The 25,418-nt window shown below is 35.2% G+C and carries 25 protein-coding genes; 9 read left to right on the forward strand and 16 right to left on the reverse strand.

Annotation, left to right across the window (positions count from 1 at the left end; genetic code table 11):
• Positions 1-108: 108 nt before the first annotated feature.
• Positions 109-1,479, forward strand: coding sequence for an RNA-binding domain-containing protein (locus tag MED217_RS05465; RefSeq protein ID WP_009779485.1), 1,371 nt, complete (start codon positions 109-111; stop codon positions 1,477-1,479).
• 5 nt (positions 1,480-1,484) lie between these two features.
• Here MED217_RS05465 and MED217_RS05470 read toward each other — a convergent pair whose 3' ends face one another.
• The 8 genes from MED217_RS05470 to MED217_RS05510 form a co-directional block, all read right to left on the reverse strand.
• The gene (locus MED217_RS05470) at positions 1,485-1,856 is read right to left on the reverse strand and encodes a hypothetical protein (RefSeq protein ID WP_009779486.1); all 372 of its coding nucleotides are present in this window, start codon (positions 1,854-1,856) and stop codon (positions 1,485-1,487) included.
• Between the two features lie 7 nt (positions 1,857-1,863).
• The gene (locus MED217_RS05475) at positions 1,864-2,718 is read right to left on the reverse strand and encodes a DUF4138 domain-containing protein (protein WP_009779487.1); all 855 of its coding nucleotides are present in this window, start codon (positions 2,716-2,718) and stop codon (positions 1,864-1,866) included.
• Positions 2,715-3,644, reverse strand: a complete 930-nt coding sequence (gene traM / locus MED217_RS05480) for a conjugative transposon protein TraM (protein WP_009779488.1) — start codon at positions 3,642-3,644, stop codon at positions 2,715-2,717. Before traM ends, MED217_RS05475 begins: the two co-directional genes overlap by 4 nt.
• A 30-nt stretch (positions 3,645-3,674) precedes the next feature.
• Positions 3,675-4,289: a conjugal transfer protein TraK gene (locus MED217_RS05485; RefSeq protein WP_040532604.1), complete on the reverse strand. Its 615-nt coding sequence runs from the start codon at positions 4,287-4,289 to the stop codon at positions 3,675-3,677.
• Positions 4,290-4,300: 11 nt separating this feature from the next.
• Entirely contained in the window at positions 4,301-5,143 is an 843-nt protein-coding gene (locus tag MED217_RS05490) for a hypothetical protein (protein ID WP_009779490.1), read from the reverse strand.
• Position 5,144: 1 nt separating this feature from the next.
• Positions 5,145-5,726, reverse strand: coding sequence for a hypothetical protein (locus MED217_RS05495; protein WP_009779491.1), 582 nt, complete (start codon positions 5,724-5,726; stop codon positions 5,145-5,147).
• A 4-nt stretch (positions 5,727-5,730) separates the two neighbouring features.
• Positions 5,731-8,133, reverse strand: a complete 2,403-nt coding sequence (locus tag MED217_RS05500) for a TraG family conjugative transposon ATPase (protein WP_009779492.1) — start codon at positions 8,131-8,133, stop codon at positions 5,731-5,733.
• Positions 8,134-8,403: 270 nt separating this feature from the next.
• On the reverse strand, positions 8,404-8,688 hold the full coding sequence (locus MED217_RS05510) for a hypothetical protein (RefSeq protein ID WP_009779494.1): 285 nt from the start codon (positions 8,686-8,688) through the stop codon (positions 8,404-8,406).
• A 189-nt stretch (positions 8,689-8,877) separates the two neighbouring features.
• Here MED217_RS05510 and MED217_RS05515 point away from each other — a divergent pair, with 189 nt between their 5' ends.
• From MED217_RS05515 to MED217_RS05540, 6 genes are all read left to right on the forward strand, one after another.
• The gene (locus MED217_RS05515; RefSeq protein WP_013071244.1) at positions 8,878-9,513 is read left to right on the forward strand and encodes an N-acetylmuramoyl-L-alanine amidase family protein; all 636 of its coding nucleotides are present in this window, start codon (positions 8,878-8,880) and stop codon (positions 9,511-9,513) included.
• A gap of 165 nt (positions 9,514-9,678) precedes the next feature.
• Positions 9,679-11,001: a hypothetical protein gene (locus tag MED217_RS05520; RefSeq protein WP_009779496.1), complete on the forward strand. Its 1,323-nt coding sequence runs from the start codon at positions 9,679-9,681 to the stop codon at positions 10,999-11,001.
• On the forward strand, positions 10,974-11,621 hold the full coding sequence (locus MED217_RS05525) for a condensin complex protein MksE (protein WP_009779497.1): 648 nt from the start codon (positions 10,974-10,976) through the stop codon (positions 11,619-11,621). The genes MED217_RS05520 and MED217_RS05525 overlap by 28 nt, the downstream gene beginning before the upstream one ends.
• Positions 11,618-14,869 carry a ligand-binding sensor domain-containing protein gene (locus MED217_RS18470; protein WP_148211692.1) on the forward strand — a complete coding sequence of 1,084 codons (3,252 nt, stop codon included), beginning with the start codon at positions 11,618-11,620 and terminating at the stop codon, positions 14,867-14,869. Before MED217_RS05525 ends, MED217_RS18470 begins: the two co-directional genes overlap by 4 nt.
• Before the next feature lie 23 nt (positions 14,870-14,892).
• The gene (locus MED217_RS05535) at positions 14,893-15,846 is read left to right on the forward strand and encodes a hypothetical protein (RefSeq protein WP_009779499.1); all 954 of its coding nucleotides are present in this window, start codon (positions 14,893-14,895) and stop codon (positions 15,844-15,846) included.
• Positions 15,847-15,856: 10 nt separating this feature from the next.
• On the forward strand, positions 15,857-17,041 hold the full coding sequence (locus tag MED217_RS05540) for a Shedu immune nuclease family protein (RefSeq protein WP_009779500.1): 1,185 nt from the start codon (positions 15,857-15,859) through the stop codon (positions 17,039-17,041).
• A 20-nt stretch (positions 17,042-17,061) separates the two neighbouring features.
• Here the strand turns inward: MED217_RS05540 and MED217_RS05545 are convergent, their stop codons facing one another.
• From MED217_RS05545 to MED217_RS05580, 8 genes are all read right to left on the reverse strand, one after another.
• Positions 17,062-18,186, reverse strand: a complete 1,125-nt coding sequence (locus MED217_RS05545) for a DUF3800 domain-containing protein (protein ID WP_009779501.1) — start codon at positions 18,184-18,186, stop codon at positions 17,062-17,064.
• 10 nt (positions 18,187-18,196) lie between these two features.
• Entirely contained in the window at positions 18,197-19,573 is a 1,377-nt protein-coding gene (locus MED217_RS05550; RefSeq protein WP_013071246.1) for a hypothetical protein, read from the reverse strand.
• Positions 19,574-19,645: 72 nt separating this feature from the next.
• Positions 19,646-20,308, reverse strand: coding sequence for an ATPase (locus MED217_RS05555; protein WP_009779503.1), 663 nt, complete (start codon positions 20,306-20,308; stop codon positions 19,646-19,648).
• Positions 20,292-21,044: a hypothetical protein gene (locus tag MED217_RS05560; protein WP_009779504.1), complete on the reverse strand. Its 753-nt coding sequence runs from the start codon at positions 21,042-21,044 to the stop codon at positions 20,292-20,294. The genes MED217_RS05555 and MED217_RS05560 overlap by 17 nt, the downstream gene beginning before the upstream one ends.
• Before the next feature lie 3 nt (positions 21,045-21,047).
• The gene (locus tag MED217_RS05565) at positions 21,048-21,332 is read right to left on the reverse strand and encodes a helix-turn-helix domain-containing protein (protein ID WP_009779505.1); all 285 of its coding nucleotides are present in this window, start codon (positions 21,330-21,332) and stop codon (positions 21,048-21,050) included.
• Between the two features lie 310 nt (positions 21,333-21,642).
• Positions 21,643-22,479, reverse strand: a complete 837-nt coding sequence (locus MED217_RS05570; RefSeq protein WP_009779506.1) for an RteC domain-containing protein — start codon at positions 22,477-22,479, stop codon at positions 21,643-21,645.
• A gap of 260 nt (positions 22,480-22,739) precedes the next feature.
• Entirely contained in the window at positions 22,740-23,249 is a 510-nt protein-coding gene (locus tag MED217_RS19195) for a LuxR C-terminal-related transcriptional regulator (RefSeq protein WP_230199238.1), read from the reverse strand.
• A 428-nt stretch (positions 23,250-23,677) separates the two neighbouring features.
• The gene (locus MED217_RS05580; protein ID WP_009779508.1) at positions 23,678-24,163 is read right to left on the reverse strand and encodes an asparaginase domain-containing protein; all 486 of its coding nucleotides are present in this window, start codon (positions 24,161-24,163) and stop codon (positions 23,678-23,680) included.
• Positions 24,164-24,362: 199 nt separating this feature from the next.
• On the opposite strand from MED217_RS05580, the gene MED217_RS05585 reads away from it, so the two are divergent.
• Both MED217_RS05585 and MED217_RS05590 read left to right on the forward strand, forming a co-directional pair.
• Positions 24,363-24,749: a DUF983 domain-containing protein gene (locus tag MED217_RS05585; RefSeq protein ID WP_040533278.1), complete on the forward strand. Its 387-nt coding sequence runs from the start codon at positions 24,363-24,365 to the stop codon at positions 24,747-24,749.
• Positions 24,746-25,372, forward strand: a complete 627-nt coding sequence (locus tag MED217_RS05590) for a Crp/Fnr family transcriptional regulator (RefSeq protein WP_009779510.1) — start codon at positions 24,746-24,748, stop codon at positions 25,370-25,372. The genes MED217_RS05585 and MED217_RS05590 overlap by 4 nt, the downstream gene beginning before the upstream one ends.
• The last annotated feature ends 46 nt before the right edge of the window (positions 25,373-25,418 follow it).

A 25,418-nucleotide genomic window follows, 5' to 3' on the forward strand; every position in this document is an offset into this window, starting at 1 on the left:
AACAAACATTTTCCTGCATTTTGAATTAGTGTAATCCTTTTATGGTTGTTAAAACCAATTCCCACAATTTAATTTCAATATCTTTACTGTTCGATTTTTAATTAAAGAATGCCAGAAACAAACCGCATAGAATACAAACGAGAATTGTCCGATGGACTTGAAAAAGAGGTTATTGCATTTCTCAACTACCGTGAAGGTGGCATTCTATACGTAGGTATAAATAAAGACGGAAACACCTACGGTTTGGCAGATGCGGATGGCGACCAACTTAAAATTAAGGATAGGCTGAAGAACAACATCCGGCCTTCAGCTTTGGGACTTTTTGACATCGTGAGCGAAGAACGAGAAGGTAAGGACATCCTCAAAATCATTGTGGCCAGCGGTCCTGAAAAACCTTATCATCTTAGAAAGTATGGGATGAGCGAAAAGGGGTATTTTATCCGTATGGGTTCATCTGCAGAGCCGATGCCACAGAAAATGATAGACGAGCTCTTTGCCAAGCGTACCCGAAATTCCATCAGCAAAATTAAAGCCGGACGACAAGACCTGAACTTTGGCCAGTTGAAAATCTACTATGAGGAAGCTGGCTATAATCTGGGCAAAGCCTTTGCAAAGAATCTGGAACTGCTTACTGAGGATGGCGCATTCAATTATGCAGGTTATCTTTTGGCCGACAAGAACAATACCTCTATTAAAGTGGCCAAGTATTCAGGCAAGACCCGTACAGACCTTATTGAAAGCAACGAATATGGCCACGAATGTTTGGTGAAAGCCACCAAACAGGTCATTGATAAGATTGCCGTCGAGAACAGAACAACCACAAAAATTACAGCCAAGGAACGGCAACAAGCCAATCTTTGGAATCCCATCGCCTTACGGGAAGCCATCATCAATGCTTTTGTGCATAACGACTATACCAATGAGATAACACCTAAGTTTGAGATTTTTGCCGACAGGATAGAAATTACATCAGCTGGTGGACTTCCAGAAGGCTTGAGCAAGCAAGAATTTTTTGAAGGTTTTTCCGTGCCACGCAACAAAGAACTGATGCGGATTTTCAAGGATTTGGAACTGGTAGAGCAATTGGGTTCTGGCATCCCTCGTATTTTGGAACACTATGGCAAAGAGAGTTTTGGCTTTTCTGATAACTTTCTTAGAATGACATTTAAGGCCAAAGAAACTACTGTTGAAGATGGTGGTGCAAAAGGTGGTCAAATAGGTGGTCAAATAGGTGGTGTAAGAGGTGGTGTAACAGATGCTGGAATTGATGCCGCAACTACACTTACTAAAAGACAAAAAGAAGTAGTTAAACTTATAGCTGCTAATTCTTCTATAACTTACAATGAAATAGCAGACGCTTTAGGTATCAATGAATCTGCTGTTGGTAAACATATAACAGCTATTAAGAACAAAGGTGTTTTGGTACGTCAAGGTGGTACACAGGGCTATTGGGAAATCAATCTCGATAGAAATAAATAGGCTTTTCAAAAAGGCGATTTATCTTTTGAACTTCTGGCATCTGCCAGCCACTTCCCGTTTTGCTTAACCAGCTTAAAGAGACCTGGGGTTTTATCGTAAGCTGTTGTATATTTTACCCAAGCCACATCACCCATAATCGTGTCCTGCAAAACAGTAAACTTGGAATCATCTTTTGGCGTAGCATTGAACATATTTATAGTATTCATATAGTTTGAATATGCCTGTGGTGTCGAGTTGGCCTTTAAGGCTTCTTTATCCTTTTCATAAAAGCTTTCGATAACAACTTGAGCTGTAGCACTTGGTCCTGAAACTTTAGTTGTGGAATCAGCACACGAAAGGAACAGCAGTACGAGCAATAAAACACCAATATTTTTCATAGTGACTTTAATTTGGGTTATTGATATATCTGTGCGATAGTTTCATTTCAATATTTCGTTCACCATCCTTTTCATTTAGTTCTAAAATTGCCCTACGGTCATTGGACAATGAAAATTTTGGCAACACATAAACGAACCGTACCGTTTCACCTTCTGCAATTTTTGAAGGCAGATTATGTTTGTAGATCGGCTCTTGAAAAAGGCGTTGTAATGATTTCCTTTTTCCTTTCTGTCGAGTTTCAATCGAAAGGTTCAAGAAATTTAAATCGTAATCCAAGGTGGAATTATTCTCAATCTGGATAACGAAGTACAGCTCTTCTTTATCAAAAACGATATTCTCAATACTTAAGACAATGCCTTCATTCCGCTTTTTGATTCGACCTATGCGCTGTTTTCTATTGAGAAGATACGAGCAGAATTTTTGGTAATAATAGGTTCTGTTATCTACACGCTCTTCAGAGGATTCAGCAAGAATTGAATCGGTTACAGTCGGTTTTTCATTCCCGATACTACTTGATATCGGAATAAAATAATTGAGCTTAGAAAGCTGTTTTTTATACCTTACAATATACGAAAAAACCGAACCATTTCGGTTGACTACCAGTAAATTACTTTCCTTTCCTGGCTTGGCTTGCAACAGGCCGAAATACTGTTCTTTTTCACGGTTATAGGTAAAGACAAAATTATCTGAACCGGTTATGCCTTGCCGAATAGGTTCTGGAAAGAAAAGCGCAACATTCTTGGTGTCGTTCGCATAAATGGTATCGAGTACTATAATTGATTGTGCTGTAGCCTGTGCCGAGCATAGTCGAGGTACGAAAGTGGAAATAAGTATTGCTAATATTATAATTTTTGCTCTCATAATTTAGGTTTTAGAATTAATCTGTAATTGTTCAGTACGGTTACTTTTACCCTTCGGTTAGAGCGCCTGAATACTTGGGTAAGTCCGCCAACTTGTGGAACACTCGGGATATTTATATCACCAATAACATCATCGAGAACCTCTCTGGTTGCTTCTTCCCTAAAGTTGTTCTCAACATAGATGCCCTCGCTACCGTCTTGCAAATCGAAGGCTTTGAGTTTGGTGGGATGGTGCTTTATGTTTTCAATTTCAATCAAGGCACGATTGGGCTGAAAACTGATAAATCCGAAAATCGGTGTGTTCTTTGGCATCAGTTTGCCATTTATTGTAGCAGCTTTGGTAAGGCGCATCCGTAATCGGGTATTTGTCTGAACAATTTGGTCGCCATCCACGACTACATAAATTGTTTCGTCTGTATTGCCGATAATTGAAACTTCATTGGGTTTGGGCGCAGCGGCAAAGAATAGTTGATGTTCCAAGCCCAGTTCTTTAGCTTCAATTTTTTGTTCTCTTTTAACTTCAGCTGAATCCACCTTTGGTACTGTTTGTTGAACAGCTCGCCTTTGCCCTAAATTTTGATACCGCTTTTCGGAATACTTAATTTTGCCAGCATCATAGATACTATCAACAATGCGTTCTTTTTCACGTTCCGGTAAATCTGGGTCGTAAAAGCCCAGGGAATCAATCAACTTTTCATCATAGATGCTGGGTGCATTAGTTTCGCGCACTTCCTTCAGGTCGTTAATCGCATCGAGCTTGGACTCGTATTCTTTTTGGTCTTCTTCCAAATCAGGCACTAAAGTCTGTTGTAGGCTTTCATTCTCGCTATCATCATCGCCCATTACCATTATGGAATAGGAAATGAGGAATATGAAAATCACGGCCAATACCGCTACAAATACTATTTTATTCTTTTCTACTTTCATAATCGTGGTTTTTAAATGCCGATTATCGGCTCAACTTTCATCATTCAGTTTTTTTAAGGTGTTCTCGAAGTAATTCGTAATCAAAAGTCCGTGAGGATTATTGGGAAAGTTTCGGTCAACCATAATCAGGTTTCCGGTGGAAACCAATTCATAAGTGTCAATTATTGAACCTCTATTAATTTCAAAAATGGTGGTGGTTGTAAAACTATACGAGCCATTATTTTCGTTTATCCTTGAGTCAATACTCAATACTTTTTGAACTAATGAATACTGAAGCAATCGGTTATAAACGCCATCAGCTTTCTTCTGACGGTAAAGATTGTCCACAGAGCTATTGCCTAACCAAAGTGCTTTTTCCAAGTTTCGCTCATAGTTACTGGCATCGATGTTATAGAAGTAGTTGTGGAACAGTTCTAAATGTGCCAGAGCTTCGACCCGAAAATTTTCCTTTTGAGTCACGAGCTTCAGCGGAATAATACTACCATCGGTATTAATGGCAAAAGCACTATTGAGTGCTTTTTGATTGGTGTTGAACACCATCCAAACTGAAAAAGTGCTGGACAGCAACGCACAGGCAACAACTGCCAAAACGATAAATCGATTCAGTTTTAGGACATTATAAATATTCTTATATGGTGTTTTCATATTAATCTGATTTAAGCAGTAAATAATCTGAGTGTAAAGGACGTAGCACGTTTATACAGTTTGAATTTCAGGAAAACAATAAAGCCTACTGAACCCAACTGAACTACAGGTGCAAAAAAGCCTTGACCTGTATCGGTTCCGAATAAATTGACCCAGAAATTGGTATTGATTTCGGTATAGAGCGCATTTACAAAAACGTTGACCAAAAAGAAGGCAGGTACCAGCATATATACAGCTGCATACAATTTGAAAAATGTGTAAGCAAGTGAACGGAACTTTTCAAATACCGCTAAGCTTATGACCAAAGGGAAAAAGGTTTGCATAATTCCGAGTAGAAAAAAGCGTTCTGCCAAAAACAGCGGATAGATAAACAAATCCAATATCCATAGGAAAAGACTAATGATGAACGCAAGTATCTTGAAACCGTAAAGTGGTGTGACCAAGGCTTCATATAACAGCGTCATAGCCGATTGTGCAACTTCAATAATACTAACGTCCTCTTCGATGGGAATATCTTGCATCTGCAATGGCAATAAGGCTGGTGCTGTTCCTCGATATTGCCCTTCGATAGCTACTAATATGCCATCAAAAAATCCTAAGACCTGAGTTGAGAATATGACCAAGATGACAATGGCAAAATTCTTGACCAGTTCGCCTGGACTCAATCCCCAAGTATAACCATCCTTATCTGCAATGCCTTCATTATATTTTTTAAGAATGTTGACCAAAAAAAACAGGACAGCGAGCGTTTTTATTCCGGCAATAGTGTATTGCGAAAAGTCGCTAGCCTGTATGGTCTGGAAAACGGCATCTATATATTCCAGTCCGATCCCTAAGAGAATTGTGGCAGTCATTTTAGTATTCGGTTTCGCGATTATTGACTTTATCCTGCATTTTTCTGAAGGAAATAATGTCACGATAGCGTTTCGTTTTTGTAGTGATGTTAGAAACCATTTGTTTTGATTCCATCTCTTTTGCTTTTAGAATTTCAGCACGTTCGGCATCACTCATTTTTAGATAGTCGCTGGATAGAACTTCATCTATGAAATCTACCGTGTCCAATGAGTTTTGAACTATTGCATCAAACGATTGCACAACCCTTGAAACTTCATCGGGTTTTATATAGGGCGAATTCAGAATGTCCTGTACATCGTTTTGCATTACGCTGATAAGGTGTTGATTGTTTTGTCCAATTTCCTCAACTGCTCTCAGTTGTTCGACAACGCTTGACACTTTTTCTATAGCCTCTTTTGCATCTTTCAGAAATTTTACAGACTTTATCATTTGAGCTGTCTGTTTCCCAGATTCCAAAAGCTGTTTTACCAAACTGATAAAATTGGTATTGTCATAAGTGGGCATTCCTTGTGCAGTAGCTTTACCCGACATAAATAAGGTCAAGGCTACTGTCATTACTAAAATTTTGATTTTTGTCTTCATAATATTATGTTTTTGATGTGAATTGAATTATTGCTTTTTGCATATCGTTATGCTCGTTGTAGAGCTTCATTATTTCTTCGTTTTCCTGTCCATCGGTCAGGTAAGCTGCATATACTTCCTTCGGGACTTCCAACCGAAAAATGTTACTTTCCCTACCTATTTTGATGAACATTTCGGTGTATTTGCGTGGTCCGGTAAGGTTGTTCTTGATGGATTTTAACTGGTTCAGGTCGTGGCTGGACAGATTGAGTCTTTTGACCAATCCGTCATAGCCTTTTTCATTATTCAGACTGTAGATGACCTGTGTGTTTTCAAGGATGCTTGCGGAAGTCGAGTTGTTCGGAAGCTGATTGATAGATTGCAGAATAATCCCAATTGCACCGTTCTGTTTACGGATAGCTTGATAATAGAACTCGACACTTTCCAATACATTTTCAAACTTTAGTTGTTTGGCAAACTCATCAAAAAGGATGATACCTTTTTCGGCTCTGTTTTTCCAAATAGTTCTTTGTATGGCGGACTTAATGAGCTTCAACATTACAGATAAGATCTCTTTGTTGTCCTTTACTTCATCCAGTTCAAAAACAATTAATCGTTTGTCCTCAATCTTATAGGTCTGGTCTTCGCTAACTTCAAAGAGGAAGCTATATAGACCATCGCCGACGTATTCGGACATTACGTGCAAGAAGCTCGTGACATTGAAGTAATCGGGATGGATTTTTAAAGTGCTCAGAAGGTCTTCCTGATTCCTTTCTATAAAGCTGTAAAAACCATCTAAAGAGTGATTTTCTGAAGTGCTATCGTAATAGTAGCGCAATATCTTTTTAACCGAAACCGATTGTGCTTTTGTGACTTTTAAATCTGAAGTAAACAATTCAAATAAGAAAACTGACAGGTCTTCCAACCGTTCTGGTGTCAAGTCATTTTGGTTACTTATATAAAATGGATTGATACCCAAATTCTTACCGCTTTCATAGCGAAGTACTGTGTATTTTTCTGGGTAGAGTTTGGCAAACTTGGTGTAAGATCCACCAAGGTCGATAATGACCAATCGCACACCACTTTCAAAATACTGGCGTAAAATGTTATTGGCTAAAAAGGATTTGCCTTCGCCCGTTGGTGCGAAAATGGCGAAGTTCCGAGCTTTGATGCGTTTCTTGCGCTCGTCCCAAACATCCTTTAGAACGGGAATATTATGCTCTCGGTCATTGAAGATGATTCCGGTATTGTCGGATTTGTAATTGGTGTTATTGATGAACAGGCAAAGCGCGTGCTTTAAGTCTGTGACATATAAATCGTTGTTTGAAAAGTTGGAAGAGAAACAACAGTAACTGTTCAGAATGTAATTTTTACGTTCTTCACCTCTTGGATAGTATGGGATGATATCGAGTTCCTTAAACTCAGTCTTGATTTTTGAGGTTATTTTATCAAGCTCTTTGGCATCTTTAGACCAGTACACGATGTTCAGATGCCCACGAATGATTCTGGCATTATCATCGGCATTGATTTGGTCGAGAATGTGCTGGATTTTGCCAAGCACTACTTTATTCTGCGAACCAAAATTGGAACTTTTGTTAAGTTCCTCGATTTTCTTATCCAGTAACTTGCGCCACTTCTGTTTATCATCTAAATAGATGATTTGGTTGACGATATGGTTTTCATTAAGCGTAAGCCCTAATCCATCAATAAACCCTTGATGAAATACAAAATCGTCAGAAGTGAATTTCTCATTGGTTTTGCTACTCTGTACACTTTCGCCAAAGCACAGTTCGCTATTGATGGCAAGGGCATCAAAATGGTTTTCGCCAATATTGACGCTTTTTTTATCTAATATGATGTCCGTATCAAAACCCTCATTGAAACCGTTGAAATAACCGTTTGTGAGGTGCTGTATCTCATCCGCTTTAAGCGGAAGGAAAGCCATCTTTCGGCTATTATTAATGAAGGAAACAGAATCGCTTACAGAGTTTACAAAACTCTTAATATTATCGTCCAGTTCCTGTACAATTCCCTTTGAAATTTTTCTAAAGGGATTGACATATTTTGAGTTGTTAAGTGCCTTGTTCTTGGTTAAGATGAAGAACAAATAACACTTGTGTTCAATATGCCCACGACCCTTAAAATGCTTGTGAGTAGCTTTTTCGAGAAAAGATGTATTCGGAAGTTGTTCTGAAGTATAGGATTTCTTCAGGTATATATCCTGTTTGTGAACCACGGTTCCCACAGGCAATGATTTTAGAGCTTGAAACCAAGCACCGTGCATATCTTCAAAGTCCTTTTCGGAAAGCGAATAAATTTCAGGTAGATTCCCTGTATAGCACAAGACCACATTGCCATTATTGGCAAAGACGATATTGTCTTGGATATCTGTAATCGGTTGATATGCCGAAAGGTTAATCTTATTCATAGTTAAAACCTGAATTTCTTTTGTTACTTATAATTTTTGGAAAAGCATTGGCTGTTTGAAAAATCTGTGGGTTGTGGGTAATTCTTGTCAATGCCACATAGAGCGCAGCGTTAAAAACGAGAATACCTATAATCATCCCGAAGCTGAAAGAGAAAATTACTATGAGCAATGAGGCTAATATGGAAACCATCATTAAGGCAAACAGGGAAATGGGCAAGCCGAAAATGACTGCCCGTTTCCTAATGTTTTTATAGACCTCGAACCGCTTCATTATACAACGATTCCGATTAAGTATGTGAAGATGCCGACTACAGCGCCTGCAATCAAAACGAAAACGAGAACGCGGGTAATCCCCTTTTTGAGATCAGCATTTTCGCCAAAGAAATGTCCTGCGTTAAACAGGAACCCGATGAGGAAAATAACCCCTAATATGATTGGAAAAATAGTTCGGATGGTGTTAGAAACATCATCGACCGAATCTTCAATGCCACCAATTTGAGCAAATAGCGAAGTGGATAAGAGCGAAAGAGATGCTAAATAGAGTGATTTTTTCATAACGTAACAGTTTAAATTTTTGTGATGTTTTCGTTATGGGAAATTTACATATATTTGATTATAAATAACTGAATATCAAATATTTGTGAATAAAATATTATTTAGTTTTGTTTGAATTCCGTTGCTATTATTTGGCATCAAATGGTATGGATTTTTGAAGTGGAACTGTTGAAAACATAAAAATTGAAAATGAAAAAGTGGCTCAAAAACGTCAGTTTTATGATTTTGCTTCTCAAAAGTTGCATCCTTTTGTGTCAGAATTTGGACACAAAAAAGATAGTCGTAATTGACCCTGGCCACGGTGGAAAAGATTCGGGTGCAATCGGTATAAATGGCATCCAAGAAAAGGATGTTGCGTTGAATATCGCAAATGCCATTTTGAAGCTAAATGATGAGTTGGATAAAACTTTGGACATTTATTTGACAAGGCACACCGATACCCTCATTTCTATATCGGATAGAACGAAGTTGGCCAAAGTCCTTAAAGCTGATTTGTTCGTGTCCTTACATTGCAATCATTCGGATAATGTACATTCAAGAAGGGTTGAAGTTTACGTGGCTAATCAAAATTCTGAGTTTTCGGAAGAAGCCATTTGGTTAGCTTTTCAACTACAGGCAGACCTTAAAAAAAAACTTGGTTTTGAAAGTAGGGGTGTGAAGTTTGCAAATTTTCAGGTGTTGCGTGAAACCATTGCTTATTGCTCGTCATTATTATTAGAATTGGGGTTTTTGAGTAATTGGGATGAGAATATGTACTTGTCAAATTCGAATAGAATTAAAATCATAGCTTATTTAATATATGAATCAATAAAATATAAAAGATGAACGAACTATTTAAAGAAGTAATTCTATGTATTAAATCAACCTTATGTCGTTTGTTTTTAGAATTAAAGTTGCTATTTATTAGAAATGTGGATAACCGTAAATAAAGGAAAAGTTATTTAATTATCTTTATGAGATTTTTCCCTTAAAATGGATGAAGCATAAGAATTGAATGATAACAACAATATAAATTTTGATTTTGTAAAAGAAATTAAAGAACCTGGTGTTTACCAACTACTTTTTCCAAAGAAGGAAGTCGGGTTGGCAGTTATGGTTTTATTTGAGAAAATTGAAAACAAAACGCTACCAGATGGAAAATTCATCGAAAAGGATCTTCACGATGCGTTTGCGCAAATAAGCAAACCAAACGAGAGATACCCAAAAGAAATTTACAGTGAACATATTAAAGATCTTCAGGAATACTTTTTAGACTACAACCAAGAAACTCAAAAATATTACTTTAAGGATTATGCACATAGGTTCTATGCCTATGCAAAGGAAACTTTAGAGGGTAACTTTAATCCAACTCATATTGAAAAGATTTGTAGTCTTCTTACAGCTTCATTAAAACAAAGAGAAACTTTAGAGGATTTAAAGTTTTGGCTCAAATCAGAATTCAAAAAATATGAACCTGATCTTCGGGAACAGGTAGACTTTTTGGACAGACAGATTATTGAATCTGTAAATAAACTTAAAAACAATACCACAAATTCCGATAAGAATTTTATTGAACTCTTGCGAGAAGTAGAAAGCAATCTAGATAAAGCACAAGATCAGAGTAAAGAATTAGCAGCCGCGTATTCTGAAACTAAAGTGATACGCTCAATCCTAGAAAAACGAGAAGATACAGATTCAGAAGCAGATGATTTAATAGCAGATGTTCACTTCTTTATCAAATATCTCAACGAGAGACTGGATTCTATAGATGGAAAATTAGATAGGATTCAACCAAAGATTAGACATTTATTTTCTATCCTAAATAGACCTCAGTTCAACAGCAAGATTGAAAAGTTTCTACATTTTCTATTAGATAAGAGTACCGTGACCGGTAAAAAGGATACGGTTTTACCAAAGTCGGTACTGAATCCAGTTTTGCATATAGACACCCCTAATTTTACCATTGTTGAGCGAGAAAGAGAATTATTTCCCTCTAAGCCAAAAAAAAGAGTTTCTTACAAATCAAATGAAGTTAAGATTGAGGAAAACACAAAAAGTATATTAAAAGTACTCACTCAACAGGATTTGATTAGAAAATGGGAACAACACATTATTGCCGAAATAGAATTAAGAGGTGGCATCGATTTATCCGCAACGTTCTTTGAAATTATGGAAGATACTAATGATGGACAGATAGCTGTAAGTGCAATATACAGTTCAATACAACAAGCACGTAAATCAAAAAGATTTGATTTTAAAATGAATAAAACTAAACAGACCAACAGTAAAATAGAGCATATTAGTTTATGGAAGATGAACATACAAAAGATATAAGGGTACAGTTTTTAGACCATCCTGATACAGAAGAACTATTTGCTTCCTTAGACTATATGTTGAAGGATGGTGTACATTTTCAAAGGGAAGGAAGTCAGGCAAGATATTACAATTACATCTACTCTAATGTAGATAGCTTAAAAGCGTACTACCAGTTTTTATTTAATGTTGAATTGACATTTGGCGGTACCGAAACAAGAGGTTATTACTACTTAGATTTTATTGGTAACACAAGGGGTCAAATAGATGCTGGGCATAGATATCATATGAAGAGCGAACACGTTATAATTGGCTTTATCATTTACAAGATTTTTTTCATTGATAATCAAATTGATGTGGCTTCGGTAGAAGACTTGCAAAAAAAGATTAGGACCGATTACGAAGATTTAAAACCTGGTATTTACAGATTGATTGCAAAATCAAGGAATACCAATCCCGGGAATTTAAATGACGATGCCATAGATTCAACTGTAGAATCTGCACTTAGAGAATTCAAAAAAATTGGTTGGGTAACATTAAAGGATGATGAGTTCGACCTGTTACCAGCTTTCGATAGGTTGATTGCCATACACGAAGACCACATAAATAATATAGATGAAACTCTAAATGAATTGAAATGAAGAGATACCCTAGAATAAAAAGACTATCTACTTTGGGCATCGTGCATCATCAATCATTTGATTATGATTTTAATCCATTCAGAACAGATTTTGTTGGCGAAGGTGGTTCTGGTAAGAGTATGATTGCAGATATTTTGCAACTCATTTTTGTAGGTTCTGCTGCCTTTCATTCACCTACAGATAGTAGTGAGCCAAGGAAACCCAAAACTATGGTGTTAAGGACATCTGGTAAAGGTACAGATATGGGTTACGCTTTTATCAATATAAAACTCGAAAAAGATGCCTTTGTAGTTATAGGTATATATCTTGAAAGTACCGGAAGCTCACGTTCTTTTATTATTCAGCAAGGAGAAAATTTTGAACCAGAAGATGAATTGCTTCCATTTAGTAAAGCCCTTAGTTTTTCAGATTTTCTAAAGGACAACAGTATTTTACCAATAGAAGATTTAAAAAATCACATATTCGACACCAAAGGATATGTATGCGAATCTTGGACACGACCAGACAAGTTTCACAAACTGTTGTTTGAAAACTTTATTATACCGGTTGACTTGTCCATCAACCAAGAATCACTAAAGAGCTATGCTAAAATCATTCAGGCATTCTCTAGAGAATCTTTAGACATCAAGAAAAGCGAAAAAATTCAGGAATTTCTATTCGGAAGTGACAAAGAAAAAGAGCTGAAACTAGAATTTGATAAAGCTGTTGAAGAATTGAGTGGCGATATCCGTCAGTTTGAATCTAACAGGGATGAGATAGATATGTTAACCCACAAGCAGACAGAGCTGCAAGATCTTCTCAATCTGAAAAAGAAAAGGGACAAAGCAAAGAGCGAATTTTTAAACACAAAATTTCATTATTTAAATCAGCAGATAAATCTATCTAATGGTAAAATGACTGAAAAGTTAGATGCCTTTTTTAATAATCGAAACACATTAAATGGACTTAAGAATTTTGCAGAAACTAAAGTTGAAGAGCTGAAATTAAATATACCTGCTCTAGACGAAGACTTTGAAAAGGCTTCTGCGGAAAGGATGATATGGCAAGGAAAAAGCAAGAATTTGAAAAAGTATTTTTCTTGGATGCAATATTTTGAAAAGACAGGGGAAGAACTTTCAGAACATTATCACAGTTATCATAAAAACAAGCAGGACATTGAGCGAATAGCACAATTAAAGTCCTTACTAAAGTATAATAATATCTACGGCTTCTTCGGGAACAATGATAAGCTTGACAAGAGCACTTTATTGAATATCGCCGAAACGATAAAGGGATTTGAGTCTTCACTAGAAGAAAAAAGGAAACTCAAAGTGCTAAACAATTTGGACGATACCGCTTCACTTGCGCATTGGGCATTAAATCTCAAACGGAAGTTGAACTTAAAAGAGGAAAGTGTAGTTCACAAATATCAAAACGATAATATTACCACCGAAGAACCTACAAACGGGATAAAGGAAAGATATATTCCAGAGCCAAAACTGCTCATTAAAAATCTGCAAATCACAAAGGATCAAGATGATGGTTTTTGGATAGACTTGGGTGGGGTTCGCGAGTATATTCCGTATGTAAAAAAACCAATTTTTGATACGGGTAACTCAGATAAAATCAAAGATTATTTTTCAAAACAAAAAACAACTTTAGAAAATGATATTAAAGATTTAGAAAAGGAATTGAAGAGTTGGACAATTTTAAAAGAGCTTTTAAATAACTTGGAAAACGCATCAACATATCTTTTGTCTTGGGAATCAAAAGATGTTAACTCTAAGTTTGACAAGCACGAACTGTTTGGGGAAACCCCAGATACCATAAAGCAATATTTGAAATTACTGGATGAAGATGAACTGATAGATGACGGTTTAAGAATGGCAAATAAGGTCTATAAGAAGATAGATGAAAAGCGTTCTGAAAATATTTCGTTAATTAAGGGGTTAGAGACAAACCTAAAAACAATTTCAATTCCTGAAATCGAAGAAGATGTTAACCAACTAACCGTAAAATATAACTATGAAGTAAAAGATACGAATGGTTTTGTCAGATTGAAAAAAACGTTAGTTCAAAAAAAAGATTTCTATGACACTTTTGTTTCAAAGCTTCAAGAAGAGATAAAAAATGAAATAGCTGTTGAAGATTTAAAATTTGAAGACAAAGCAATAGATGTTTTTAAGACAGATTTGCAAAAATTAATTGCTGACCATCCAAAAATCACTTCAGAAACTTATCAGGATGAGATTGAACTTTCTTCAGATTTATTAGAAGAAAAGGATACCCTAAATGCAGAATGTCAAAAACACTACAATACTAAATACGTTTTAGTGATAAAGGAATTTTTGAAAGAAAAAGCCAATCGCTATTTAGAAACAGATGATTTTAGACAAATATGCTCTGAAATTCTACCACCAGAGATTTTTTCAGAGAAGGATTTAGAAGATGATGAAATCATTCCACGTATAAAAAAGTTACTCAATGATATCAACATCAAGAATAAGCAGCTCAACATAAGAAAACTTCAAAAACTAACGAGTATAGTGGATAAGGTTCGTAATGAAGTAAGTGAACAGATATATTACTCAAGAAAAATTAGGGATTTTATAGATGCAGATGATAAGACGATAACTGGCGGTCACAGAGCTAAATTGTCTATTAATTTTGAAAATAGCTATCCTAAAGAGTGGATGGAAGATTTTATTGATAAAATACGGGAAGACATTCGAGTATCAAGTGAGAATAATCTATTCAATGATTTACAGGGCGTTTCTAATGAATTAGAAAAATATACATCGCTAGAAGAAAAAATGCAGGAAGCATTTTATAGATGTGGCGGTTCTAGAAATTTAAAGCCTAAAATTATAGAATTACTCAACCCTAAATCATATTATGGGTTAAACTTTACTATCAAATCCTTGCACGGAAAAACCAATCCAGGAAGCACGAGTCAGACCTATGCAGCAATTGCACTTTTATGTATTGCTAGGCTATCACTAATTAATAGAGTTGCCAAGGACAAAGTAAGGGATGGGATAAGGTTTATGCCTATTGACGAGGCTGCTGGTCTAGGAAGTAATTTCGATATGCTTTACGATATCGCCAAAGCTAATGATTACCAGATTATTTCGTTGTCAATTCAGCCTTATAAAGTTGATATGCTAAACCAGTATATCTACTTACTTCATAATAATCTAGAAGAATCTGATAAAGTAAATTATGAACCAGTTCCAATATTTGGGGATTTTGATGATAACTTAAATTAACTGGAAAACTGCTCATTGCCATAATGAAGAAAAACGTAGAGTGGAAATATTTAATTGGTCTTAACCAGTTGTACGAGAAGGGTAGAACTAACCTTAGAATCGAGAATAATAGTTTTATCAAACAAGTATTGATGAGGCAGAAAAAGCTAATAAAACCAAAAATGGGCAATCCTAAAATATTGGAAGCCAAATATGGTTATAAGGACTATTACAAAGAGGAATTTTTGAGCTACTTTGAGTACTATTCCAAGTTTTTTGAAAAAGCGGGATTAGAAAGTAACGCCCACAAAACCTACAATGAAGACGATTTAAAAAGTTTGGCTTTCATTTATTATCAAAAAGACCAGCTGAAGAAGAATCTAACAACCGAATATACATTTTCAACAAGAGTCTTCAAGGGTAAAGGTGCTAAATATTTAACTAATAAACCCAGTTTGCGCAATGCCGTATTACAGCTTTTAGAGATTGATGAATTTCCAGAGAAAGACCCGAAGAATGCTCAATGGCGATTTGTAGTCGATTGTGAAGATCCTAAGTTGGTTGTTATTTGCGAAAACATAGCCTGCCTTAAAGTGCCTTATGAATACAAACAAAATAACATTGAGTTATGGTACGTAGGCGGTAATAATACAAATCCTTTAAAGGATATTTCTGCGAAGAAAATAGAATTACCTCTCTTTTATTTTTGCGATTGGGACCATCACGGACTATCTATTTATTCTAGAATAAAAGGCATCTTTCAGGAAAAAGGAAAAGAAATAAGACTAGTTGAACCTACCACATTAGATAATGCACTACCTGTAGATTCACCACACCACAATAGTAAGTGGCGCAAAAAGGAATTTTCAGGATTAAAAAAAGAGAACTTTTCTGTGCAACAACAAGACATAATTAACAACTTGATTCAAGATAATATATGGGTAGAAGAAGAATCAATGGATTTGTTAGAACTTCTGGGAATGAAAAGTTTAAATTAAAAATAAAGATTTGGTAGAGATAGAAAAAATAGATTCAAAACTTGTATTAAAATACTATTCCGACTATGAGCCTACGGAATGGCTAGATAAGAAATTAGAAACGCTAATTCCTTTTAAAATCAAGCATATTTTTAATGTAGGAAGTAAGTCTCTACTTAAAAAGATTGAAAATGAATTTCAAGAATCTGAGTACTTCTTTGAGATTGGCGAATTAATGGATGGCTACTATGGTGTTTACAGAGAAGTTTTGGGTGTGTCTAATACATTTTTCTTTCATAAATCTTTGGATATTAAACTCGACTATTTTTTCGTAAAATCTAAATCCTCACTTCTGTTGCAAATAGATAAACATTTGCAAGAAGACATTTATATTGGTGGTCCAAAAGAAACTATATTACCAATCGAAGAATTTGAAAAACTCATTAAAATTTTCCCCACTACTCACGAAATTACCCTATATCGTCAGGCAAAAGTCACATCAGTTTTAAAGAATTATTTTGACTATATTACAGATAAGGAAGAATCTTATCAAAACTATCTAAACAATAAAACACCCAACTATGGTAGCAACTTAAGAAAAACGTTTCGGGAAGCCGATATTGTCAAATATCAAACGCTTTTAGAGAAACTAAAGGAAATGCTTTCCAATGAAGTGAAGTACACAGAACATCAATGGCAAGCTGAAATTATTGAAATAATATTATTACTATTTCCTAAATACATCGCGGTATTTGACGAAGTAAAGTTTAAGGACATCTACAATAACAAAACCAGAAGACTAGATTACGGATTAATCGATTTTATGGGGAATCTAGACATTGTTGAAATAAAAATTCCTTTTGATAAGAACATCGTATCGGCTAACCCTTACAGAGATAATCACATTCCAAATAAGGATTTATCTGGAACAATAATGCAAATAGAGAAATACATATTTTATTTAAACAAAACTGGGGCAAACGGGGAAAAAAGATTGACTGAAAAATACAAAGACCAACTACCAGAAAAATTGAAAATTAAGATTACAAACCCGAATGGAATGATTATTATGGGAAGAGATAATAACCTAACAGAAAGTCAACTTTCAGATTTTGAGATAATTAAAAGGAAGTACAAGAACATAATAGATATTTTTACATACGACGATTTAATGCGTAGAATGGAAATAATGTTGGCGCAGCTAGAACGGATATAAGATTTTTGGAATTTGAGAATCTATTCTTGCTCAATGAGAGTATTAAGGGTGTGCATTCTGCTTTGTTCAGTTGTACCAGTTATTTGATGAAAAAAGCCTGGATTGTGGTTATCAGATTTAGAAATAATCTTCACGTAAAGCTGAAGATTGCTTTTTTGTAAATCATTTAATTTTTCAAACTCTGAGATTATTAGTTTTTCAGGATGATTATTTATGAAACTATGATATTTAGAGGTTAAGCCTACTATGATATCGGAAAATTGAATCATAATTTCTGATTTTGAATCTTTGAATACATAGTTGTTCAAAGTCCTTTTTCCATCAATAAGATTAAATCGACCTATAATTTTTTGGATGGCATCTTCATTGTCAAACGTATGTGTAGAGTTTTTGAACATATAAATTTGTTTGATGTAAAACTGGTAAAACTCTTCTATTAACATATTATCTTTTTCTCCGCCTAGAAAAGGCATTTTTCGCTCCATACCTGAAAAGTCAAGTATTTCTTTGAGAATTTTTAGACTTTTCTGATTTTTTACATTTTCATTGTCATAGCTGGTTATAGCTATAATTTTTATTATAAATTCAGGAATATCTTCCTCACTTATGTTTGGGTATTTAAAATCAAAAAATAGAGCTCTAGTTTCATCTAAGTGTTCTCTAAGAACTTGGTGCATAACATCTTTTAGCTCTGCAATAAAATGAGGTCCACGGTCTAACAATTCTTTACGATTCATAAGTGCAGAATCCACAATATCAACTATAGAATAATACAAAAGATTAATACTAGAAAGATGAACTAATATATCTTCATTATCAATAAATTGTAGATAGGTATTTATTTTTTGAGAGTTTAAGCAACTTATAAAATCGCCACTAGCTAAATGTTTGAACTTGATTTCCTTTACATTTTTTTGCAATTGTAAAGAATCCTTAAGCTCTTTGAAGTTGAATACATTCCCAGCATCAACTATTCCACCCAAAACAAAACTACCAGTTATTGAGGAGTTGAAATCTGTTTCTTTGGTGTATAGTTTTCTCGGGTTATTGGATTCATCATAGAAAAAATGATATTTTCCATCAAAGTTGATATGTGGAGCGAGTGATTTCTGACCATCTCTTATTTTGTTTATGGGAAAATCCATTATGAATTTATTATGTGGTAATTGTGTTGTAATTCATTGAAGCATAAGGATGGAAATCTGGCGTATAACTTATTAATTCTCCATCTATGAATTTGTGATGTCCTATATTTGGAAAGTATTCCATATCAATAGGGTGTTTTGCTTTCGGATTATGAAATAAGTTTAAACCTTCTCGCCAAGTCTCTTTTGTGTCCTCTGAGACCTTATATTTAAATGAAATTGGGTCAAAACTTTGTGGGTCTGGATTTACACAATCTCCTATTCGAATAACTATCTGTCCCTCTTCTGCAAAGCCAGCTTGAATTCCCATACGTGTGAATTTGGCTAAGGTACCTGTAGCTGAAAATAGTATCGCACTTACATATTCAGTATCAGGTTGGTCAAAAAAACCTGTTGGGATTATTTTTCCTGAAGGCTTGGTGTAACTATTTGCTTTTACAGTCTTGATGATTTCTTTACCCTTCTCATCTTTCTCAGAAATTTGCTTATGACCATATAGATACTCTGTAAGAGCAACAAAAGACCATATCATAGAGGCGTCGCTATGAAAATCTGCGATTGCAAAAACAAGAGGCCTGTTCTTTACGTGGTCAAGTTTCCAATATTCCTTTCTCAATTTAGAGTAAAGAGCACTACCATAACGCAGAGGAGTTTCATTTTTTAGCTTTTCTTCAATGTCCTGTAGAGTAGTTGAACGAGGTTGTATATGGACTAGTTTAGGAGGATCATTTTTACGACCTAAAATAACTGCTTCTACAGCAATAGTTAAGTCATCTTTTTTAATCAAAAAGTCAGGTCTATTAAATTCTCTAAGCATTTCAAATTCTAATTCTATGAAGGAAGCAAAAAGATATAGCTCCCAAAGACGTGCATCAAATCCATTTATGGATTGAAATTGTTCTACAAAATTACCATCTATATCATCTAAATGATTAGATATTTCTATAATAGCTTGTTTTGAAGCTTTTGAACCTTTACTGTTTTTGAGGTTCTTGAAATAAGGATGAAGTTTTTCTGGTGATTGATTTACCTCGAATAGCTTAAGGCCTTTTGGAGGGCCACCTTGTTCAACAATAGTCAAATTTTGAGAACTATGCCACTTCATTGAATTAGTTAGAGCGGTTATGCATTTTTCTTCTGTAGTGTAATCTGTTTTGATTTCAAATGCGCGAAACTGCCTATTTTCATCCCTTGCCATTAGTATGTAATTATAGTCTTTGTCTGTATAGTCAAGAATAACAACCCCTAAAATAGTGTTAGTGTCATTAGTATAATAGTGTAGTTCTTTGGCAAGAAAATTTATAAACGGATGCCTTGTAAAAAGCATAAAAATATCGAAGCGATTTTTATTAATTTCTATTATTTTGATAGGTATTATTTTTTTCATAAACAATGGTTCAGATTATTGAAGATCAAGTCGTAATATCTAAAAATTGTTTTAAAATCAAAATTTTTTACATTATTTCCTCTTATCCCCAGCCCCTTTATCAAAAGCAATTAAATTAAAGAGTTCCCGCATTCGGCTACGAACGCGGTTGCCGTAACGTTCTTCCAATTCCTCGGCATTGAGGTTGGTCGTGGCGTGAGTCTTTATTTTTCTTTTGGTGCTTAAATAGAGTTCGTATCGGGATAACAGTACTTCACCCATCACATTTAAATCCTTACCATAAAAACGACCGGCAGGTTCGACACCCAAGTCATCAAAACAATAGAATTTTGTATTACCATACTCTTCGACCGTTTTAAAACCGAGATGGTTAAAGCTGAATGTCACGTTACGACAAGGAATCATTTCATAGGGTCGTTGTAATGGAACGATATGTCGTAGCAATTTCATCAAACTGGTCTTGCCACAGCCTACTGGTCCGGAAAGTAGAATCCCTTTGTCAATGTCAATTCCGTAGTTCTTGCAGTTCTCTTTGTCTCTTATGAAATATGAACAAAGCTTAAGCAGAATATCCTTATCCTCATCGTAAATCCTGAATTTTTTGCCGAACAATAGTTTGCCTTTGGCATTCACGTAAATCAGAATTTTTGGAAAGTCGTAAAGAACACTTTTTCCATCAAATTTGCCGAGCGAATATTCCACGCCGCCTTCCGTAATTTTAGAGGGGTTGTCCATAGTCTTTAGTTTTAGTGGTTCGTAAGTTGTCCTTGATTTGGGACGGTAGTTTTTTCTTTGGCTTGTTTTCTAATTCAAATAATTCGGTTCTGTCCATCCAGTTGATGGCTACAGCTCGCCAATCTCGAATCGGTTCGCCATCGCCTGTTTGCCAATCTCGTTCAGCATAATGCTGGTAAAACTTTTCAGCTTCAGCTTTATCAAAATTCTTTTCTTCAAAAAAATCAACGACAGCCAGACAGTCCTTTGGCTGTTTTATTAGGTTTTCTTGTTTGATATTGTTTGTATTAGATACCAATGCTTGTCCACCTATGGGACGGTGTTGGTACGTAGCCTGTCCATTTTTGGGATGGAGGTGTCCCTCAAGTGTTACACCTCTGGGATAGTACTGTTCCGCAAGCTGTTCCAATATGGGATTGTACTGTCCCGAGACAGGTTCATCACTTGTACCGATAATGGACATCTTGATTTTACTGCCCTTGTACGGATTATTGGATGGAAAGTAGGATAAGTATTCCCAGGAATGAAGCTCGGTGATGCACCTGTGGTAAGTTGATTTTGACCCGATTTTGGCCACGCGCATCAGCTCCCTACGGTTAACATAAAATTCGTCCATAAAACGGCAACTGTTCCATTCCTGGAACAGCGCCATATACAAACTGATATGGGTAGGATTTAGACGGTCATCAAAATAGAACTTTTCAAAAGCCGCGTTAAGTAGCTTTATATAGTTCATCGGTTAAGAATTTAAACCGTGCTGCACACGGTTGGCTTCCATTACTTTTTGAATTTCTTCTGTATCGTAATAGATAATTCCACCTACTTTGGTGTAAGGTAATGTGCCATTGATACGAAGATTCTGTAAAGTGCCTGGACTTACTTGAAGTAAATCCATAACTTCAGAAGATTTGAGGTACTTTTTTAGTTTTCCTTTGGACTGATTGGTAAGTAGTTTTTTGATGTCATCGAGCAGTTCCATTTTGAATTCTCGAAGGTCGTCTGTAGTAATAATACTTGTCGGCATAATAGAACGGTTTTGTGGAAAGACACTATCTGGTCTTGTGTTTTTAATTGATAGTCCCTGACCTGATTTAACTTTCGTTCTACAAATTTGAATAGGTTTATTGAATTTTATTCCACAGTACGACCGTACTACGGTCAAAATTTAACTTCTTTAAATTTGTTTTATTTTACTCGATTTTGATAGGTCTAAGTATGCTTTTGAGAAAGCGAAAAGAGGACAATTCATTAAAAAATCGAAAAACCTTAGTTCGACCGTACTACGGTATTTTTTAAACAGTTTAAAACATAATATTGATAAAGGAATTTAAGATTTATTCCTCACTTCTATTCATTTCAGAAAGTAGAGAAGTGCTTAGGTCATCAAGAAATAGCGTTCTGCTTTTTTTTCTGTTTTTGATGTCCTGAAAGGTTTTGTAGATGTCTTTCGGTTCAATATTAAAAATTTGTTCCAACTTCTTAGAAACTTGCATAATTCCTTGATTATTTCGTTTTCCCAATCCTTTTGAACATAGTGCGTACAGCAGTTCCACATAATCTGTGTTAGAAAACGGCCAATCAATTTTTTCCATTGGTTTGATCCTCTCGTGTTTTCCATTTAGTCCATTATGAACCCTATCTTTCTTTTCATCAAAATAGGTCACTAAACAATCGTATGCCTTGTATTTTCCCAAAAGCATATCTCTTGGAGTGCAAAAATCAGGATCTTGGAAGTAGAATTTGGATGTTGTGATATGAAAGGTTTCCAAATAATCCCGTGTGTAATATTCCTTGTCAAAATGTGTAGCACCAGAATTGACATATCGACCAAAATCAATGTTATAGAGAAAGAAGCGATTTAGTTTGTTGATTTTCTTTTTAAGGAATTTTAATTGACAATCTTTATTCCCCTTAGGGAATTGGACTTCAAACGAATAGATTTCAGAAAAGTAGATAAGTCTTATTAATGGCACCTGTTTGGTCTCTTTAAAGAACTGGATTTCTTCTTTGATGGTTTTAAATTCTTTACTGAGGATTTCATTTTTATAAACAGTTAATAAATTACGGCAGGCTTTTATAGAGCGCCAAGCACATTCTAAAATGTTTTCATTTTGAACCCTTATTTCATCCAGATCCTCTAATAGCTTTTTTGATAATAATTGTGAGTTCATAAGCAGGTGTATTTTGATATGAAACCATAGAAATCGGATTTAGTTAATACGATTAGTTAGATGAGATCATAGTCCTGTAAAACGGTATAAATGAATACCACGGGTAATTTAATTTGTGGCTCATTGGGGTATTTATAGAACCCAAATTAAAATAGTCGGTCTAGGTAAACGTACAAGGGAATCTTGCCGTATTTAATTACGGAATAAACCGTATTTCTCTACGGAAACTTTGTTAAACATTGAAAACACTTAGGTGATTGTTAAGGCAATTTATTCATTTTTTTTTGGCGAAACCGCTTTAAAAACTCACGCCGGTTCTTTACACCGGTTTTCTTAAAGATGTTTGATGCGTGTTTTGATACGGTGCTTTCGGCAATGAATAGTTCGTGGGCAATTTTCTTATAGCTTAAATTACTCAAGATCGATAAAGCTACTTCAATTTCCCGTCGCGTCAAATCCTCATAGATGATCTTTTGCTTTATGGACTCTTCACGCTGTTTTTTCTTTAAAGCAAATACTTCATACATCCGTGTATTATTTTCTAAAAAGTATAAATACCTGTCTACTTCAATAGCTGTGATGGCAAAGAAGGCTAAGTTCATTACAGTAAAGGTTATCCATTGATAATCACCTATTACGGTGCATATTGGTAACAAGGCTATACTCGCTACACTTACCATAGAAAGTTTGTTCCGTCTTAAAATAAAGGCATTCGGATTTCTTGGGTTTGAAATGCGACGGTAAAAAATAATGAGAAATATGAATGCCATTATGGATATCGGAATCGTAAAAAGAAAGCGAGCTGCCTCCAAGGAATTTGTTAGAAAATACGGTATCAAGAATAAAACTACAAAGCTAACGCTCGCCATTATCGCAAGATTTCTAATTGAGGAGTTAAACTTCAATACAACAATATCATACTCTTTATATAGGTAGTAAATAATATAAACGCATAATGCAATGGCCACACCATAAGTAATGATGTATTGAAGTATTAAAGGTCCAGGAAAATTATCTGCTGGCAGAAATCCACCAGTAGCATTATAGGCTATAAACAAATAGCCAAGATACAGAAATCGTCTTAAGCTACTGCGAGTTTTCTTTCTTGAAAAATAAAAGGCAAGCAATAAAATTACCGTATCTATTAAAAGATAAAAAAACGTTGTCCAGTGTATTGAAGTTCCAAACATCTATATTCCTACTCATTGCGCTCAAATTTGTTGGTTTCTAAATTTTTTGAAACATTATTCCAAAGTAAAACCTGTCCGTTCATAGCAATATAAACATCCGGTTTTAGAAGCTGTAATGAGCTTATTGCATAGCCTAAATTAAATGGTGCATCAGTGTCTGCAGATGACCCCAAAATAAAAGATCCAACCAGTACTATGGTTTTTTTCAGGTTGAGTTTGCCGATATATTTTGCGGTATCTTCCATTGTAAAAGTACCGTGGGTTATTAAAATCTTTGTTGAATTAGCATTTCTAATCCTTTGTACTAACAGTTGTATGTCTTTCTCATCAATAGCCCTACTATCCTTTTTAAACACACTTTCAACAGCGTATTCAAAATCAACATTCGCCTTTTCAAGAAAGGTTTCAATAGTAACGCTTGATTGGGTAATGCCTTTTCCATCTACATAGTCCAACCCTTCGATCGTGCCACCGGTAGTGAATATTTGTATCATATCAATAGATTCTAACTGAACTATTAAATTTAACTAAAATGAATTCTTGCATTTACGCAACTGTTGCCCTATTTTCAAACCATATACTGTTTTAAAGTTCTTTTATTACGAACCTACTTCTTTTTAAAGTTTCTTTATGTAACATCAGTTACCAAGATTGGAATCAATTCTTAATATTTTTGTTATTAAAAGAAAAAAATTGAAAAGACCTTATCTTTACAGTCTCTTGTTTTTAAAGTGCCCGCAATGTAGGCAAGGGGAGTTTCTTGAAGCGCACCCTTACAAGCTTTCCAAAATGAACAAGGTCAAAGAGTCTTGCCCGAAATGTGGACTAAAATATAGTATTGAACCTGCTTTTTACACTGGTTCAATGTATGTGTCTTATGGGGTGGGAATTGCAGTAGGTGTTGCTGTTTTCGTCCTGACCTATTTTACAGGATTAGCAAGACATCCATTGGCCATTTTTGGTTATATCGTTTTGGGTCTGTTTTTATTAATGCCCTACATAGGTGCCGTTTCAAAATCTATTTGGGCGCACTTCTTTTTCAAATACGACCCAGAGGTTGCTAAAAAAGTAAAAGGATGATTCAAGAACTAAAAAAACACTATGGCTCTGTATTTGAACCAGCACTTATAGACGAAATAAACCAGGTCGCAACCTTTATGGAAGTACCCGAAGGGCAAGATTTATTAAAACCTGGTCAGTATATTAAATCGATGCCTTTATTACTTTCTGGAAGCATAAAAATAATGCGTCCCGATGCCGATGGAGAAGAGTTATTACTATACCATCTTGAAAAAGGCGACACCTGTGCAATGACGATGACTTGCTGTATGGGAAATACAAAGAGCGAAATACACGCTGTTTCTGAAACACCTGCAAAGCTACTTATGGTACCTATTGGTAAAATGGAAGAATGGTCGAGAAAATATAAAACTTGGCGCAATTTTGTTTTTGAAAGTTATCACGTGCGTATGATGGAAATGCTTGAAAGCATTGATAATATTGCGTTCAACAATATGGACGAACGATTGGAAAAGTATCTTCAGAATAAAATTGAAATTTTAAATAGTAAGCATATTTACACGACCCATAAAGAGATAGCTCAAGATTTGCATACAAGTCGTGTCGTGGTTTCCAGACTGCTTAAAAGAATGGAAAACGATAAAAAAATTATATTACATAGAAGTTTTATTGAAGTCTTGTAACATCAGTTACAAAAATTTAATATACCTACAAGTACATTTGTCCCAT

This window comes from Leeuwenhoekiella blandensis MED217 (assembly GCF_000152985.1).
GTDB classification, from domain to species: domain Bacteria; phylum Bacteroidota; class Bacteroidia; order Flavobacteriales; family Flavobacteriaceae; genus Leeuwenhoekiella; species Leeuwenhoekiella blandensis.

Bases quoted from the DNA above. Each gene is read 5' to 3' on its own strand.
- MED217_RS05465 (WP_009779485.1), top strand. From the start codon at position 109: ATGCCAGAAACAAACCGCATAGAATACAAACGAGAATTGTCCGATGGA.
- MED217_RS05470 (WP_009779486.1), bottom strand. From the start codon at position 1,856: ATGAAAAATATTGGTGTTTTATTGCTCGTACTGCTGTTCCTTTCGTGT.
- MED217_RS05475 (WP_009779487.1), bottom strand. From the start codon at position 2,718: ATGAGAGCAAAAATTATAATATTAGCAATACTTATTTCCACTTTCGTA.
- traM (WP_009779488.1), bottom strand. From the start codon at position 3,644: ATGAAAGTAGAAAAGAATAAAATAGTATTTGTAGCGGTATTGGCCGTG.
- MED217_RS05485 (WP_040532604.1), bottom strand. From the start codon at position 4,289: ATGAAAACACCATATAAGAATATTTATAATGTCCTAAAACTGAATCGA.
- MED217_RS05490 (WP_009779490.1), bottom strand. From the start codon at position 5,143: ATGACTGCCACAATTCTCTTAGGGATCGGACTGGAATATATAGATGCC.
- MED217_RS05495 (WP_009779491.1), bottom strand. From the start codon at position 5,726: ATGAAGACAAAAATCAAAATTTTAGTAATGACAGTAGCCTTGACCTTA.
- MED217_RS05500 (WP_009779492.1), bottom strand. From the start codon at position 8,133: ATGAATAAGATTAACCTTTCGGCATATCAACCGATTACAGATATCCAA.
- MED217_RS05510 (WP_009779494.1), bottom strand. From the start codon at position 8,688: ATGAAAAAATCACTCTATTTAGCATCTCTTTCGCTCTTATCCACTTCG.
- MED217_RS05515 (WP_013071244.1), top strand. From the start codon at position 8,878: ATGAAAAAGTGGCTCAAAAACGTCAGTTTTATGATTTTGCTTCTCAAA.
- MED217_RS05525 (WP_009779497.1), top strand. From the start codon at position 10,974: ATGGAAGATGAACATACAAAAGATATAAGGGTACAGTTTTTAGACCAT.
- MED217_RS18470 (WP_148211692.1), top strand. From the start codon at position 11,618: ATGAAGAGATACCCTAGAATAAAAAGACTATCTACTTTGGGCATCGTG.
- MED217_RS05535 (WP_009779499.1), top strand. From the start codon at position 14,893: ATGAAGAAAAACGTAGAGTGGAAATATTTAATTGGTCTTAACCAGTTG.
- MED217_RS05545 (WP_009779501.1), bottom strand. From the start codon at position 18,186: ATGGATTTTCCCATAAACAAAATAAGAGATGGTCAGAAATCACTCGCT.
- MED217_RS05550 (WP_013071246.1), bottom strand. From the start codon at position 19,573: ATGAAAAAAATAATACCTATCAAAATAATAGAAATTAATAAAAATCGC.
- MED217_RS05555 (WP_009779503.1), bottom strand. From the start codon at position 20,308: ATGGACAACCCCTCTAAAATTACGGAAGGCGGCGTGGAATATTCGCTC.
- MED217_RS05560 (WP_009779504.1), bottom strand. From the start codon at position 21,044: ATGAACTATATAAAGCTACTTAACGCGGCTTTTGAAAAGTTCTATTTT.
- MED217_RS05565 (WP_009779505.1), bottom strand. From the start codon at position 21,332: ATGCCGACAAGTATTATTACTACAGACGACCTTCGAGAATTCAAAATG.
- MED217_RS05570 (WP_009779506.1), bottom strand. From the start codon at position 22,479: ATGAACTCACAATTATTATCAAAAAAGCTATTAGAGGATCTGGATGAA.
- MED217_RS19195 (WP_230199238.1), bottom strand. From the start codon at position 23,249: ATGGCATTCATATTTCTCATTATTTTTTACCGTCGCATTTCAAACCCA.
- MED217_RS05580 (WP_009779508.1), bottom strand. From the start codon at position 24,163: ATGATACAAATATTCACTACCGGTGGCACGATCGAAGGGTTGGACTAT.
- MED217_RS05590 (WP_009779510.1), top strand. From the start codon at position 24,746: ATGATTCAAGAACTAAAAAAACACTATGGCTCTGTATTTGAACCAGCA.